General features: G+C 52.7%; 7 protein-coding genes. 4 read left to right on the forward strand and 3 right to left on the reverse strand.

Features of this window, described 5'->3' with window-relative positions:
* Positions 1 to 502: 502 nt before the first annotated feature.
* Positions 503 to 3337: a hypothetical protein gene (locus tag MXE39_RS10420; RefSeq protein ID WP_246978585.1), complete on the reverse strand. Its 2835-nt coding sequence runs from the start codon at positions 3335 to 3337 to the stop codon at positions 503 to 505.
* Between the two features lie 1577 nt (positions 3338 to 4914).
* Here MXE39_RS10420 and MXE39_RS10425 point away from each other — a divergent pair.
* The 4 genes from MXE39_RS10425 to menB all read left to right on the forward strand — a co-directional run bounded on the left by MXE39_RS10425 (position 4915) and on the right by menB (position 10631).
* Positions 4915 to 5484, forward strand: a complete 570-nt coding sequence (locus MXE39_RS10425; protein WP_246978587.1) for a PaaI family thioesterase — start codon at positions 4915 to 4917, stop codon at positions 5482 to 5484.
* Between the two features lie 467 nt (positions 5485 to 5951).
* Positions 5952 to 7247, forward strand: a complete 1296-nt coding sequence (locus tag MXE39_RS10430; RefSeq protein ID WP_246978588.1) for a chorismate-binding protein — start codon at positions 5952 to 5954, stop codon at positions 7245 to 7247.
* Positions 7248 to 9380 carry a 2-succinyl-5-enolpyruvyl-6-hydroxy-3-cyclohexene-1-carboxylate synthase gene (locus tag MXE39_RS10435; protein ID WP_246978590.1) on the forward strand — a complete coding sequence of 711 codons (2133 nt, stop codon included), beginning with the start codon at positions 7248 to 7250 and terminating at the stop codon, positions 9378 to 9380.
* A 426-nt stretch (positions 9381 to 9806) separates the two neighbouring features.
* Entirely contained in the window at positions 9807 to 10631 is an 825-nt protein-coding gene (menB, locus tag MXE39_RS10440; protein WP_246978591.1) for a 1,4-dihydroxy-2-naphthoyl-CoA synthase, read from the forward strand.
* Positions 10632 to 10917: 286 nt separating this feature from the next.
* Here the strand turns inward: menB and MXE39_RS10445 are convergent, their stop codons facing one another.
* Both MXE39_RS10445 and MXE39_RS10450 read right to left on the reverse strand, forming a co-directional pair.
* On the reverse strand, positions 10918 to 12090 hold the full coding sequence (locus MXE39_RS10445; protein WP_246978592.1) for an AMP-binding protein: 1173 nt from the start codon (positions 12088 to 12090) through the stop codon (positions 10918 to 10920).
* Positions 12091 to 12639: 549 nt separating this feature from the next.
* On the reverse strand, positions 12640 to 13854 hold the full coding sequence (locus MXE39_RS10450; RefSeq protein ID WP_246978593.1) for an o-succinylbenzoate synthase: 1215 nt from the start codon (positions 13852 to 13854) through the stop codon (positions 12640 to 12642).
* Between the last annotated feature and the right edge of the window lie 1752 nt (positions 13855 to 15606).

Here is a 15606-nt window from a genome sequence, read left to right on the forward strand (position 1 = left end):
AGTAAGTACCCGGCCTCCTGGCCTCATGGCTATACGAGTCGGCCATAAGCATCTCTTGCCTGTTATTGGCACCACACCCGGGGCAGCCCAGCCAACATGCGGCAATGTGCAATCGGCGTTGCAGGCCGTGAGCTCAAAGTTGCTCGCAGTCATGCAGTTAATAGCCGTCATGGCACGTCTTGCAGCAGGTCATGGCAGGGGCCCGGCCCACTGGTTTTGACTGCAGCCAGACCGTTTGCAGCAGGTCATGGCAGGGCCCCGGCCCACTGGTCTTGACTGCAGCCAGACCGTTTGCAGCAGGTCATGGCAGGGGCCCGGCCCACTGGTTTTGACTGCAGCCAGACCGTTTGCAGCAGGTCATGGCAGTGGCCCGGCCCACTGGTTTTGACTGCAGCCAGACCGTACTGCCTGGTCATGGCAAAGGTTCTGGAGAGGCTCGGTCACGGGCGCGGGCGTCGTGGGAGTGGAGCGTTGCGTGCGTGTGGTCATGCAGAGCCGGTTGTTATGAGGAGGCGGTAAGCTTGCCCTGTTCGTTGATGACGCAGAAACGCAGGGTGCTCAGATCGTTGTCGGAGCTGAGCTGGCGGCCGTCTTTGCCGGCCCTGAGGCAGCGCAGCTCCCTGATTCTGTGGTCGAGGTGATCCTTGAAGATGTTGATGGCATCGCTGCATTCCTGAGTAAAGGAAACTGCACTCATGCCTGCACCCAGTGACATCAGGTAGCTGAACAGTGAAGGAGTCAGAATCATGCTGGCTGCCGGAACCGGGCTGTATCCGTTAATGAGGGCCGCAGGCGGGTATGAGACCCGGCTGTCCGGGACACAGGATGCCTGGTACTGAGAAACCTGATCTGCAAGCTCTTCAATGCTTGTGAGGAAGCTTTCCTCATGGTCGGTCAGATCCCCGTCCTCACTGCGGCGTCTCAAGTAAGGAACCATTTCCTCAAGCTGCTTGCTCAAAGGGAATTTTTCCGGAGCGCCGCCAAAGATGTTCTTAAAGCGTTTCTTGTCCTTGTGGCCTGCAAATACCGAGGTAAATGTGTTCAAAAGATCCTGGTCTTTCTCAAGAGCACGGGCCAGAGCCTGATATTGATCGCTTACGTCATCTGCAGCACCTGCACTGCCGGCGGTACTGTTGCCGGCATAGGGCTCATCACCGGCGCTGAACCAGGCAAAAGCAGGCAGGCCACGGCTGTCCTCAAGCAGGCCGGAGTTGATGAGCTTGATAACCCCGTTAAACTGCGAGGAAGTTCCGTCAAAGAGCAGAACATAACGGTCTGGATGAGGCAGCACGCTGTAGGCGGCCGGATTGATTCTGTTATTGGTGGTGACGTAGACATGCTTTTCGCTGTCGAGCACCGGCAGAGCGGTAAAGGCACAGTTAAGGCCATTGAGCAGCTGTCTTACCATGCGGGCCATGCTGTCATCAGTAAGGTCAAAGCTGGTGCGCAGATGTCGTTTGAGCTCCAGGTACTGACGGCCATATCTGATGTCGCTCAGATCCCAGATGCTCTCACCAAAGACATCCTGCCGTGTTCCGTCACCAGGCATTGGCATGGTGAAAAAGAGCTGACGGCGCAGAGCGCTCACCACCCTGTTGATGTCCACTGTATTTGCAGCATCATCATCGTCCATTGAATTCTTGCGGCACTGCTGCAGTGCCTGCCTTAGCACTTCATAACTGCCAGTGACATCAAAGTCAGGATTGCTGACAGTACGGGCATACAGCCGCTCCAGAGCCTGTCTGCGGATCGACTGCTCATCACTGATGCCCGGCACCGCACCAGCAGCGTCTGCTGTGGTGGCATCGGCGCTCAGGCTGCAGTCGCGGTCGGCACCGCTTAAGATAAAGCTGTTGATAAGGTGGGTAGCGTTGCTGCCCGGGCCGATGCGGCGCAGCATTTTGAACAGGTCTACATAGTCACCGGTAATGTCGGTGCGCCTGAGGTTAAGGCCGAGCAGATTGTCAAAAGGTGAGCTGCGTCGGGCGGCTTTTTTGCCGCTCCTGCGCTCGCTTTCAACGTCATTGCAGCAGGTCTTGCAGGTGTAGCAGCGATCGGAGCCGGACTGCTCGTTGCGGTTTCCGATAATGGCATTGCTAAGCAGTATCTGCATGCGGCGCATGTTGAGCTTCATGCCTTCGTCATGAATGATCTCAAAGACATCGCACAGATTGCTCTGCACATCTTTATCCATGAGCACCTTGCGGTTGGCCCGCACCGGGCAGTCCTCAACAGCCTTGCAGGCACTGCAGTTTTCCCATGCCGGATGTTCGGTCAGGGCAGTGATGATTTTGAGCACGCCATCGCGGTCCATAAGGTCACTGAAAGACAGAAGCTGCATAAAGGAGCTCTTGAAGGTCTGCTCAGTGAGCATATGCTCCTCAATGTTCCTGACCACGTTATCCATGTCAGGAGCAAGCTCAGGGAATATGCTGCACATGCTGGAGCTGTCATCCATCTCTCTGCAGGTCTGAAACAGACGCAGAATACGTCCCTTGTTACCGGCAACCAGGGTAATCATGAACTGCCAGTCACCTTCGGCTGCGCTATCCCCGGTACCAGTAGCGCGTCCACCCGCACCAGCGGCACCGGCAGAGCTGCCACCCACACCATCTGCACCGGCACAGCTGCTGCCCACACCATCTGCACCGGCACAGCTGCCGCACACACCACCGGCACCTGAAGAGCTGCCGTCCTCCCCACTGGCACCTGCCAGCATCTGCGCTCTGAGTTTTGCGGTGATCCGGTCAAAGCCGGCGGCGGTCTCGTCAGCCGGGCAGTCATGAGCGGCCAGCAGAGCGGTCTGCTCGAGCATGTTGATGAGCAGGTGATTCTCTGCACTGGAGACATCAATGCCTGAAAGGTCAGTGACTATATTGAGCTTTAAGGACAGATGGGGCAGGCAGACACTGGTGATGTGATTTACTGCAGTGCTGTCAGGGGAAAGGTATACACAGCTGCTCTCAATGGCATTGCCTTCGGCGTCGACAGTAAAGGACATCACTCTGTCATTGAGCACCAGACGCCAGGCGGATTCGCTAAGACCAAAGAGCTCAGGGGCGGTACACACTGAGCGCAGGAAGTAGGTCTTGCCGTCACCGGCATGTCCGGTGATAAAGAAAAAGCGTGACTGTCTGTTTTGCAGACAGCTGCGCAGGATCTGAAGGTACTTCTCAAGGAGTGGCAGAGCAATATCAATAGGATCAAGGGTCCTGTAGTTGTCGTTCTCAGCTCTTTTCTCATCCTGCTGATTGCTGGAGTTCTTGTAAGGGCCTATGGACTTCAGATGGTTCAGAAGCTTGTCCGGACGATTTTTATCTTGAGAGTTTTGAGCCATGATTGACCTTGAGCCTGTAGAAGGTAACGGGACCACAACTAAGTGGCCTTAAACCTGTAGAAGGTAGCGGGACCACAACTAAGTGGCCTTGAACCTGTAGAAGGTAACGGGACCACAGTGAAGTGGCCTTGAGCCTGTAGAAGGTAAAGGGACCATAACTAAGTGGCCTTGAACCTGTAGAAGGTAGCAGGACCACAGTGAAGTGGCCTTGAACCTGTAGAAGGTAACGGGACCACAACTAAGTGGCCTTGAACCTGTAGAAGGTAACAGGACCACAGTGAAGTGGCCTTGCACCTGTAGAAGGTAACAGGACCACAACTAAGTGGCCTTGATGCAAATGTGATGAAAATGGAAGCTGAAAGCGAAAAGAGTTTGATCGTAAGGAGCGTTGCTCCGGGATAAACAGACATATGGCCAGGGCTGTTACAGGCAGCACATACGCCAGCAGGAACATGCTGGCACCGGCAGCAAATATGCCGGCACTGGCAGAGACATTCACAGCCTTCCTGCAGCGTCGAGGGCTGCGCACCATGACCTTGGCAGAGGGTGCAGGTGCAGCGGCATAAAGACAAAGGTATGCAACGTTATGGCTTTTTGCTTTTACCTGGCAGACGGTGCGGGCGCAGACACTGGAGCCTTGCAAAGGCCTGGTAACAAGGGGCAGGAAAGCACAGGTCACAGGCTGATGGGCTCAGGTCATATGTTGTAACTTAGTGTACCAGCAAAGAATAACTTCAGGAAGGTCACAGCCTTCGGCTCACCTTCTGAATGTAAGCAAATCTGGCACTGGTCACAATTTGTCCATAAAACGGCACTGACACGGCATCGGTCAGGCTCCTGTACGCTCAAAGCATGATTTTGCACTGGGCCGCAATACGACCTATTATTCAGTTAAATGTCATATATGCAAACACCAGCCTCCACAGTTCCCTGAAGCAGGACGCAACTTGCTGCCAGCGTTCAGATCAGAACAACGAGCCGATAACATCCAGAGCGCCTGTCAGTGAGTGTTCACCAGCAGCACCTTCCGAAAGCAGTTTTCTATAAAGACAGGGCGAACAGCCTGCTCTGCCAGCCCCCAATGGTTAAAAGAGGCACTGTGGTAAGAATGGGCGCCATAGTCATAATGGGAGCGATAGTAAAATGGGCAGCATAGTCAGAATTGGCGCAGAGCCAGGTAAGTGCAGCCATGAGCTCCGGAGATGCCGTGGGGCGGAGATGCCGTGAGCCGGATATGCCCTTGGCCGGAGCTGCAGGGGCGGCCGGGCGTCCAGTGGTACTCAGTCAAAGGGAGTTAAGACTGAGGCAGCAAGTTCCATGGGGATGTGCAGCGGAGGTTGCTGCTGCTGTTGCAGCTGCGGCTGCAGCTGCTGATGGGCAGTCAGGCGGCCGGGCAGGCTAAGTGGTATGTGTCGTATAAGGACATGCCTGATGTCACAGAATGTGTTGTTAGTCCTGCAGGAGATAAGGCTCAATCAATGGGCATGTTATAATCAGCAGGATCGGCCTGGCGGCCCTGCAATTGACCGTGGGGCGGTCAGAAAGGCTTAATCAGAGCAAATACAAGGAAGGATTCTATGTCACAGGAATATTGCCAGGATGGCGGATGCACTTGCGGTTACTTCTCCAGTGAACCTGCTTATACTCCACCGGGTGTAGATGGACCTGGTCCTGGTGATGCCGACTGGGGCTGTGTTTTTGGTGCCGGCCTTGAGAATTTTGATCTGGAATCTGCCCTTCATGGCCGTGGTCCTGACAGTGAGCATGACTGTCTGGTAAGAGCACTGGCCCCTGTATTCACTCTTATTGAGCGTGGACAGGTGCATGCTGAGGTAACTCTTGCCTATGTGCACTGCAGACCAACTCCTGCAGGCCATATTCTCCACGGCGGTACCTCTCTTGCGCTGGCTGAGACTGTAGCCGGTGTGGCTTCCATGGCTTTATGCGAGCCTGGCGAACACCCTGTAGGTATGAACGTGACAGCAAGTCACGTCTCCATGGCCCGTCTTGGTCAGAAGCTCAAAATCATATGCACATCCCTGCATAAGGGTTCAACCTCTCATCTGTGGAACATTGATATAACTGATGAGAATGGCAAGATGATTTCAACTGCCCGCGTCACCAACGCCATTATCAAAAAGCGTTAATCATCTGATGCGCGTATGCAGACCGCAGGCTTTGCATCCTGACCTGTGGCTGCTCAAAAAAGCCCTGCAGCCCGTGCAGTCCTTTCATCAGTCACAGTCATACGATGTGGTAAGCCAGGACCTGATACCATGACGAGTCTTTGCTGTCTGCTTCAGGCGCAGGTCTCGGCTGCTGCCTGGAGGCACGTGCCGGCTGCGGCTGCGCAGGTCGGCTGCAGCTCAGGCACAGGCCGGGAGCTTTTCAGGGGCCGGCCGGAATGCAGGTAACGGCTGGTGCACGGGCGTGCCTGCATGCATGTGTACGGACACCATGGTGCTTTGACATGCCGTGGTCTGCAGTGGTGGCAGGCCGGAATTAACTGAAAGTGGCCGCCTCTGGCTGTGTTGCTGTTGAAGTGACAGACCCCGTTAAAGCGGTCCGTAATGTCTATTAATTGCTGTTTATAAAAGACTTTAGTGAGGATAAGGTGTCTTCTGCTGTTGTTGTTGATAATGATTTGGTGCTGGAGGCAGCAATTGCCCTTGGAAAGTCTTTTGCTCTGTATCGACTGCCCAATGAGGATGAGCCATATCTGATGGTTCAGGATGGCGGCGATCTGATTACTCCTGGATCTTTTGAGGAGCTGGCTGACAAGTCAGGCTTTCTCATGGCTCCATTTAATATCAGCACCAGCTCACCAATGATGGTGCTGCGTCCTGATCACCTTATCAGGGGACGTGAACAGATCAGCAGCTATCTGCAGAGCCTGAGTGCTGAAAGTGAGGTCAGCGCCTGGCTTGAGCGTTACGCCGGCAGTGCTGCAGCTGCCACAGCCAAAGACGCAGCTGCAGGCCAGAGTCAGAGCTCCCTGAGCACAGGCGACAGCAACAGCAGCTGTACCGCTCCATGCTGTTTTGCTCAGGATCATGAGCAGCTGTGGGAAGAGCAGCAGACTCTGTACCGTCGTGACTTTGAGGTCTTCCATGAGGCACTAAATTCCCACCGTTTTGACAAGCTGGTACTTTCTACCCGCAAGGTACTAAAGTACCGTCCTTTCCTTGCTTTTTCCTCCTTTGACCATGCCTGCTCACTCTATAGGCGCATGATGGTATCACTGGTAAGCTCTCCGGTAACCGGTACCTGGCTGGGGGCCACACCGGAAATTCTGCTGCGTGGCCGTGATCAGCATTATCAGACCATGTCTCTGGCTGGAACAATGATTAACAAAAGCCATGACTGTTGCAATGAAAATGATCCATATGATCTGAGCGAGTGGTCAACCAAAGACCGTCAGGAGCAGGAGTATGTCACTGACTACATCAGGGAAGTAATAACCCCTTATGCTCAGGACATCAGAGAAGAAGGCCCTTACACCACCATGGCAGGTCCGGTACGTCATCTTCGTACTGACTTTGCTTTTACTTTCAGAGATGAAAGCCGTCTTGGTGAGCTCATTGGCCGCCTGCATCCAACCCCAGCCGTCTGCGGCCTGCCAAAGCAGGAGGCCTATTCCTTTATTGTTGAGCATGAGAGCATTGACCGTCGCTACTACGCAGGCATGCTTGGACCGCTCAACCTCAGCGGCGACAGTCAGCTTTATGTAAACCTGCGCTGCATGGAAATTACTTTCCCTGAGCCTGGAAGCAACCAGTGTGTTCTGGCCTCATGTTATGCCGGTGGCGGTAATCTGCGCCAGTCTGTATGTGAGTCAGAGCTTACAGAGGCCTGCAATAAGATGCGTGCCGTCACCTCAGCCATAGTCAATCCTGCCTCGGAGGCATAAATGGCAAATTATTCAGTAAAGAAGAACGTGCTGCAGCTGGTAGCACTGATGATAAGTCATGGCGTGAAGAGGGTAATTTTATGCCCGGGAAGCCGTGACATCCCGCTGGTGCAGACCATATTGAGCTCAGGAAAGTTTGAGACCTGGTCAATCACTGATGAGCGCAGTGCCGGCTTCTTTGCTCTGGGTCTGGCACAGGAAAGAAATAACCGTGAGCCTGTGGCTGTAGTGGTTACTTCTGGCTCTTCGCTGCTTAATTTACATCCGGCCGTAAGTGAGGCCTTCTACCAGCAGATTCCGCTGCTGGTCATTTCAGCTGACCGTCCCAAGGCATGGATTGGTCAGATGGATGGACAGACCCTGCCACAGGAAGATGTATTCCGTACTCTGGTCAGGAAGTCAGTTTCTCTGGTTGAGATTCAGAGCCCTGAGGATGAGTGGTACGTAAACCGTATGGTCAACGAAGCTCTGCTGGAGCTTGATCATCATGGCAAGGGTCCGGTACATATCAATGTTCCTGTTTCTGATCCTTTCTTTGATTTTTCAGTAACTGAGCTGCCTCATGCCCGTGTTATCCGTCGTTATGACCTCAATTCATACCGTCAGCTTGAGTTGCAGCAGCGTCTATATGACGATCAGAATCCTCTTGATGTGGATCTGGAGCAGGAGCGCCTTAAGCAGCTGGAATCTTTTAATGCCTTCAGATGCATGACTTCAGCAGGATGCGCAGACCACTGTCACGGTGATTGCGGCAGGACTCCGGCAGGCAGTGATGCCTCATGTTCAGACTGCAATAATTACGGCTCTATGGAAAGCTGGGCTCAGGCACTGGCTGGCTACCTTGCCCAGTCAGGCAGCATCATGCTGGTGGTAGGACAGAGCCTTGATGGTCTGTCCTGTGGAACCAGTCACCAGCTGTGGACCGATCTTTCTTCATCCATGGTGGTTCTGGCTGAGACCATTACCAATGTGGAATATGCCCATGGCATATGCACTCAGGTAGATCTTTTTATTTCCGAGCTTTCTGTAGCTGCTCCTCTTATTGCCGAGGACAGGGCAAACTCTCCGCGTTCTGTTTCCTATGCCCGTGCACTTACTCCACCTGATCTGGTTATTACAGTAGGTGGTCATATCATCTCGAAGAATCTGCGCCGCTTCCTGAGAACTCACAGACCTGCAAATCACCTGCATGTCAGCCCGGATGGCAGCATAGCTGATCTGTTCAAGTGTGTAACTGGTGTGGTAGAGATGGATGGAGAGCGTTTCATCAAGGTTCTGCACCGTGCTGTAGCCATATTAAAAGAGCGCCATCCTGTGGACCTCAAGGCCATTATGGAAGGTGCTGCTGAGGAGTGCAAAGTCAATCCAGTGGCTTCATGCAAGTCCACCGTGGAGACTTTACGCCGCCTGATGCGCAATACCCGTCATACTCTGCCTGATCTGGCCCGTTCCCGTGCGCTTTATGCCTCGCTGGCCAGGAACCTCATGAGTGTGATGTGTACTCCAGGCTTTGATTTCTCCCACATGAATGCTCTGGACAGACTGATGTCATGTCTGCCGGACAATACCACTGTCCATCTGGCTAACAGCTCAACAGTTCGTTATGCTCAGATTTTCGGCAACCGTGGCCATCAGGACCGCAACATTACCGTGCTGTCCAACCGTGGCGTCAACGGTATTGAGGGATCTCTGTCCACTGCCATTGGCTATGCTTCAGCAAGCAGCAGGCTCAATGTCATAATCATTGGTGACCTGAGTTTCTTCTATGACATGAATGCCCTGTGGAATGAGTATGTTCGTTCCAATGTACGTATTCTGCTGCTCAACAATGGTGGCGGCGAGATTTTCCATGCACTGCCTGGTCTGTCACTTGATGAGGCCGGCAAGAAATATGTAACTGCGCAGCATCATTCTCAGGCTAAAGGCTGGGCTGAAAGCCGTGGCTTTAAGTACATCAGCATCAGCAGCGATGATGAGGTCGATGCCGCCCTTGATGCGCTCATTGCTCCGCTTGATACGACCGACAAACCTGTGATGGTAGAGTTCTTTACCCGTGCTACCACAGATGCGCTCACTCTGGGCCGCAACAGCGTTGAGGCCCGCCGCCGCGCCTACGAGGCCCTGGTAAAGTAACCACGGAAAGACCATAGCCAGCCCGGCCACGCATGGCCGTGCCATGCTGCGCCTGACCTGGCGGCGCCATGCATGTCCGTCTGCCGTCCTGCCCTCATGGCTGTCAGCAACCGGGCATGCCACACCACGCTGCCACGCATGGCTATCATGGCCGGTCAGCAACCGGACATGCCAGGCCACGCTGCCTTGTTGAGCCTTGCCATGGCAGGTCGGCAACCGGGCATGCTACACCACGCTGCCTGGCTGTGCCTTGCCATGGCAGGTCAGCAACCAGGCATGCCATACCACGCTGCCTGGCTGTACCTTGCCATGGCAGGTCGGGAGCATTCAGGGCACTTAGGGCTCAATCAGCCGGCGTAAGAGCAGGGAACAGTCCCGCAAAGGGGCTGAATGTCATGATTTCCTTAATTTAACGAGACCAAACTTATGTCACAGACAAGAGAATGGAAGACCATCAAAGAATATCAGGATATTCTTTTTGAGTTCTTTGAGGGCATTGCCAAGATCACCATCAACCGTCCACGCTACCGCAACGCCTTTACCCCAACTACCACTACCGAGATCTCTGATGCTCTGTACTACTGCCGTGAGTGCCAGGACATCAATGTTATCGTTCTTACCGGTGCCGGCGACAAGGCTTTCTGCTCCGGTGGTGACATGAATGTTAAGGGCCACGGCGGCTATGTTGGTACTGATGGTGTGCCTCGTCTGAACGTACTTGATGTACAAAAGCAGATCCGCTCCATGCCTAAGCCAGTTATTGCCATGGTTAACGGTTTTGCCATCGGTGGCGGCCACGTACTGCATGTAGTATGTGACCTGTCAATTGCCTCTGAAAATGCTATTTTCGGTCAGACCGGTCCACGTGTTGGCAGCTTTGATGCCGGCTTTGGTTCTTCCTATCTTGCCCGTGTGGTAGGTCAGAAGAAGGCCCGTGAAATCTGGTTCATGTGCCGTCAGTACAACGCTCAGGAAGCTCTGGAGATGGGACTTGTAAACAAGGTCGTGCCATTTGACAAGCTCGAAGATGAGGTTGTTGACTGGGCCATGACCATGATGCAGCACAGCCCGCTGGCTCTGCGTATGATCAAGGCCGGCCTCAACGCAGAACTTGACGGTCAGGCAGGTATCCAGGAGCTGGCCGGCGATGCCACCATGCTCTACTACATGACTGAGGAAGCTCAGGAAGGCGGCAAGGCATTCCTTGAAAAGCGCAAGCCTGACTGGAGCAAGTATCCTAAGTTCCCTTAACAGGAAAAAGTGCGTCTCTGCGGAGGCGCATTTTTTTTCACTTGACCTGACCACTCCCGATAACAGTCAGCCTGCAAGGCCAGCTTGCCCATGCCTGTCCTGGACAGACCTGGCATGGGCTAGCCTGGACTGGGCTTGCCTGGACTGCCTGCAATGTAACCCGTCATACTCAAATTCAGGTAATGAAAAAGCCCGTTCCGGTAAATGGGGACGGGCTTTATAAAATGCGTTATAAAATGTAAAGGATTATGTCTGCTGACAGGGCGGCAGGGGCGCTCACTGGAAGCTACTGATCGTCGCGAGCAGCCATTGAGCGGGCGGCAACACGGTCAGGTTTGCCTGTACCTGTTAAAGGCAGCTGTGGCACTCTTACCAGAGCACGAGGCTTCCAGTATTTTGGTATGTCAGTAAAGAGCAGCTCCAGCTCTTCTTCATTGAGGTCAGCTTCGGTATCAGGGAGCTGATAGAGCATAACAGCAATGTAGCCAAACTGATGATCAGGACGGGAGCTTACCATGCTCTGGCAGCCACGCAGACGTGGATGCTCTGAGGACAGTTCTCTGATACGGCTGTTAAGCCACTGCTCTATTTCCTCAATCTGAAGCTTTACGCCACCGCTGTTAATGACATTGTCTCGTCGTCCGAGAATGCGGAACTGACCTGCGTCATTGAACTCGACAATGTCGTTGGTCTCAAGTACTGAGCTGTTGACCAGAGGGGCATTTACAATAAGAGTGTTGTCCTCACCTGCAGTAAGGGTTACCTGATCAAAAGGGGTATACCAGCTGGATGCCTCAGGTCCGCTCAGGCGGCGCAGGGCAATATGGGACAGAGTTTCTGTCATGCCATAGGTGCTCCAGACAGCACCTTCAAATGAGGCGAGCTGTGCGGCCAGATCACTTTCTACAGCGCCGCCACCGATGATCAGATGTTCGACAGCCTTAAGACGGCGGGCACTGTCAGGGTCTGCAAGGCCGTTTATTACCTGCATGGGAATCATGGCGGCAAAGCTTACATGAGTATCATCATGCAGCTCGGCAGCCGGATTGGAGCATGGAGGGACAAGGAGCAGTTTAAGTCCTCCGGTAAGGGCGCGCACTACCATCATCTTTCCGGCAATATAGCCAAGCGGCATGCACAGAAGAGCACTGTCGCCGTTGTTGAGGCCAAGGAAAGACAGGGTAAGGCGGGCGCTGTTCATCATGCGCTCCTTTTCTACCATAATTACCTTGGGAACACCGGTAGAGCCTGAGGTTTTGACCTTTATGACGTCTGAGCTGTCAAACCACTGTCTTAAGAAGACAGCAAGGTCATGCTCAAAAGAGCTGACACCATGGCGGGAAATCATCAGCTGCTCAAGATGGCTGGTACCGTCAGGTCCGGCTATGGCATCTGCAGCGGTAAAGCTCTCATCACCAAGGTAAATAATCTGTTTGCTGATATCAGTTTCAAAGTTCACATTCACCTCTCAATCCTGAAGTACAGTTTTCATTCAAAAAGCCAGACCTGGCTCAGACTCCTGAACAGTCGTGGGTCGCTGGTGCCTGCTTATCTGTATTGCCAACAGCACCATGACAGCCTGAGCATAACCTGTCAACCGCCATATCCAACGCATATACAGCCTGTAGCCCGGCCATTTTTCCGGCCTGATGGCATCAGCCGCCGCCATAAGGCGCAACCATGCAGGTTACAGCAAAAATAATCTTGATCTGACGTCTCAAGCCCAATGCAGCCAGCTACAGGCTATCGGCAACATGATGACCTGCAGTTCATTACCATGTTACTGACTTTTGGTTATGCTCCTGCAGTGGGGGTGACATCAGGTCCTGATTGGACCTGCGAGGGTATATCCGCTTTGGCAAAAGCTCAATCCCTCCAGCGCCTGCAGCTGCCTTTATCAGCCGGTGCATTGGGAGCAGCTGAATGTCCATTTATCAGTCAGTGTTGTGAGGGCAGCTGCAGGTCCCTTTATCAGTCGGTGCAGTGGGAGCAGCTGAAGGTCCATTTATCAGTCAGTGCTGTGGGAGCAGCTGTATTCAGTAGTGAAGATACGGGCTGCGCTGCTGGCAAATAGATTATGCAGATAGTCGCGGTAGTTGCTCATCTCAGGCAGGGAGAGATTGCAGAACAGGCGTGCATCCTTAATATACATTGGGGTATTGAGGTTATTGGTATACAGAGCACCGGTACCAAGTCCTTGAGGCATGGTCAGCTCCTCGGTAGAGCACCACTGAGCCAGTGCGTTTAAGCCTATGGTTGACTCAAGAGCGGAGGTCAGCCAGTAACCGGTACCGCGCTCAGAGGCAAGTTCAATCCATTCTCTGGTTCCGGCAAAGCCACCATGCAGGCTTGGTTTTATGATCAGGTACTGAGGCTTGATGGTATCGATAAGCTCAATCTTGCGCTCACGCTCATAAACACCAATAAGCTCCTCATCAAGACCAATAGCAATTGGAGAACTGGCGCACAGCTCGGCCATCTGCTGATACTGGCCAGCCTTGACTGGCTGCTCGATAGAGTGCAGGTGGAAATGGCTTAGCTGTTCGAGTTTAGCTGGAGCCTCCTCAACTGAAAAAGCACCATTGGCGTCAACACGCAACTCGAGCTCCTCAGGAGAGAAGCGCTCACGTATATAGGAGAGCAGCTCAAGCTCACGGTCAAAGTCGATTGCGCCAATCTTGAGTTTGATGCAGCGGAAACCTTCGGCAATCTTGTTTTTAATGCGCTGCCCCATGGTCTCGAAGTCACCCATCCAGATAAGTCCGTTAATCAGGATGCCTTCTTCATTGCGGCTAAATGGAGTGTCCCAGAGCATGAGATCAGCCTGGCCCTCATGAAGACCGCCAACGAGCTGGCGACGCATATGGGCAAGCATGCCCTCAAGGCCAAAGAGCATGGAAGGGTAGTTGAGGAAAGCTGAAGTGTCAGGGGTAAAGCTCAGCAGCTCTTCATTGGTCTTACAGTCCAGCAGCTCTTTGAATACTGGGGCAAAGAGCTCCTTGAGCTTGCGCTCATATGCAAAAAGACGCTCATCAAGATCAGCTCCCATGGAAAGGAAATCAGAGCTCAGATCAGGCAGGGGAGCGCACTCACCAATGGACATGCGGTTGCCGTGTTCAAAGACCACATACCATACAGTATGGGTATAGTAGGTACCACGAGAGGTCATGGCCGGCTCTTTAAACCTGAGGTCATAACGATAAATATCAGCTTTGGACTGCATTGGTCTCTCCCATAAATTATCACTGTCCCAGCATGCAGACCATGCATGCCCCATTACCTGAGCCTTCATAACACTCCTTAAGTTTCTGCACCCGTCAACCCGGACATCAGCCCGCGCGGCCCACCACATCCTCTAGACCCTCAAAGTCATTGCCAGCCCCAAAAGCAAGGCAGACCGTATGGCAAACCGCAAGGCATACAGCATGGCCGACCGTATGGCAAACCGCAAGACATACAGCATGGCTGACCGTATGGCAAACCGCAAGGCATACATCATAGCTGACCGTATGGCGGGAATGCGGATTGCTGACCACCCAGGCAGGGAAGCGTACTTGGTAAGCAATCAGAACAGGCTGACATGGTATGCATTATGGTGGTAAGAACGGTAGTTCCGGTCAGCAACAAAAGTTCTGCTGTGGCGGCTGCCCTGGTTCAGTCAGCAAGTTAATACTGAAGACAGTTTGTTGCGCTCAATAGCTTTGATACAGGCAGAACGGTGTGTTCAGTCGATGCCCTTGATTAGTGATGAGTCTGGATAGCTCATGCAGAGAAAGGTATACCTGTCTCTGGCGTATCGTTCCATTGTACAACCAATATATGGACGTTCAGGCAGGGAAGGTGCTGACAAAAATGCGCGGCAACACAGGTATCAGGCAATCGGGCAATAAGGCACATGCGTCAGCACTGTCGTAACGACTAATCAAAAGCATGCTACTTCAAGCAGTGCTGTGCGGTTCTGCTCTTAGTATGACAGCAGCAACAGGGGCGCTGATCTGTTGAGACACGTCAGTTATGCAGCACGCTGACAGGAGACTTGTCACGTAGCACTGAGGTTTGCTGATCTGTAAATGCAGCTTAGATGTGGCATCCATCTGATCTGTAAAAAGTCCAGCTTCATAAAGAGTTACTGATCGTGAAACGTCCGGTTTCATAAAGATTTACTGATCGTGAAACGTCTGGCTTTATAGAGAGTTGCTGATCTGTTCAGTCAGTTGAATGGAGCGGACTGGTGATCTGTGAGGAGTAATGATGTACCAGAGGCGGCTGAGCTGACAGTACCTTTCATTAAAGCTCGACAGCATGGGACAGTGACTGGAGCACTTCAGGTTGAGATTTTGCGTGCGGTTCCACCATGTAGAGATAAGGGAGGGGCAGAGTCCAGTCACAAAGCTCAAGGAGTGCGCAGGGCTCCCTTGTGGCAGCAGCTGCGGCGTCAGCTGCAGCTGCTGCCAGGGGGACGGTGCTCTTCTGCAAAGAAAGTCAGGATTTATACAGACAGGGGCGAACGATCAGATCAGTGGCGGGATGATGAATATTCAGGAGACTGCTGTGGTATTTGAAAGGTGAGGGGTGATTACTGACTTTTTTGATGGCAAATGTGCCATTTTATGTCAGGCAAAGCGGATATCAGAAAAAATTATTTTGAGGTGTGATTTGTATCACAAAATCGCATATTTGTCGGGTTTGCCCCTCCCGTAAGCAGTAAAATATTAAGTTTCGTTTAAATTTTTTTTAAAAAAGCTGTTGACGTGGGGTTGGAAATCATTAAAATACGTCTCCGCTGTCACGCACTGAGGCGTGAAGCTGCAAAAGCCCGGCGCTTTTGAGTTCTTTGAAAATCAGTAAGTACAGACAATCTGTGTGGGTTCTTTAAGTTAAGAACTTTGAGTTTTGCCAACATACTGGCAACTGGTTACAGTTGCACTTCAAACGAATCATTAAAGTGAAGAGTTTGATCATGGCTCAGATTGAA

Origin of the sequence: Anaerobiospirillum sp. NML120511 (assembly GCF_023050955.1) — a bacterium.
Lineage (GTDB): Bacteria > Pseudomonadota > Gammaproteobacteria > Enterobacterales > Succinivibrionaceae > Anaerobiospirillum.

Bases quoted from the DNA above. Each gene is read 5' to 3' on its own strand.
- MXE39_RS10425 (WP_246978587.1), top strand. From the start codon at position 4,915: ATGTCACAGGAATATTGCCAGGATGGCGGATGCACTTGCGGTTACTTC.
- MXE39_RS10435 (WP_246978590.1), top strand. From the start codon at position 7,248: ATGGCAAATTATTCAGTAAAGAAGAACGTGCTGCAGCTGGTAGCACTG.
- menB (WP_246978591.1), top strand. From the start codon at position 9,807: ATGTCACAGACAAGAGAATGGAAGACCATCAAAGAATATCAGGATATT.
- MXE39_RS10450 (WP_246978593.1), bottom strand. From the start codon at position 13,854: ATGCAGTCCAAAGCTGATATTTATCGTTATGACCTCAGGTTTAAAGAG.
- MXE39_RS10420 (WP_246978585.1), bottom strand. From the start codon at position 3,337: ATGGCTCAAAACTCTCAAGATAAAAATCGTCCGGACAAGCTTCTGAAC.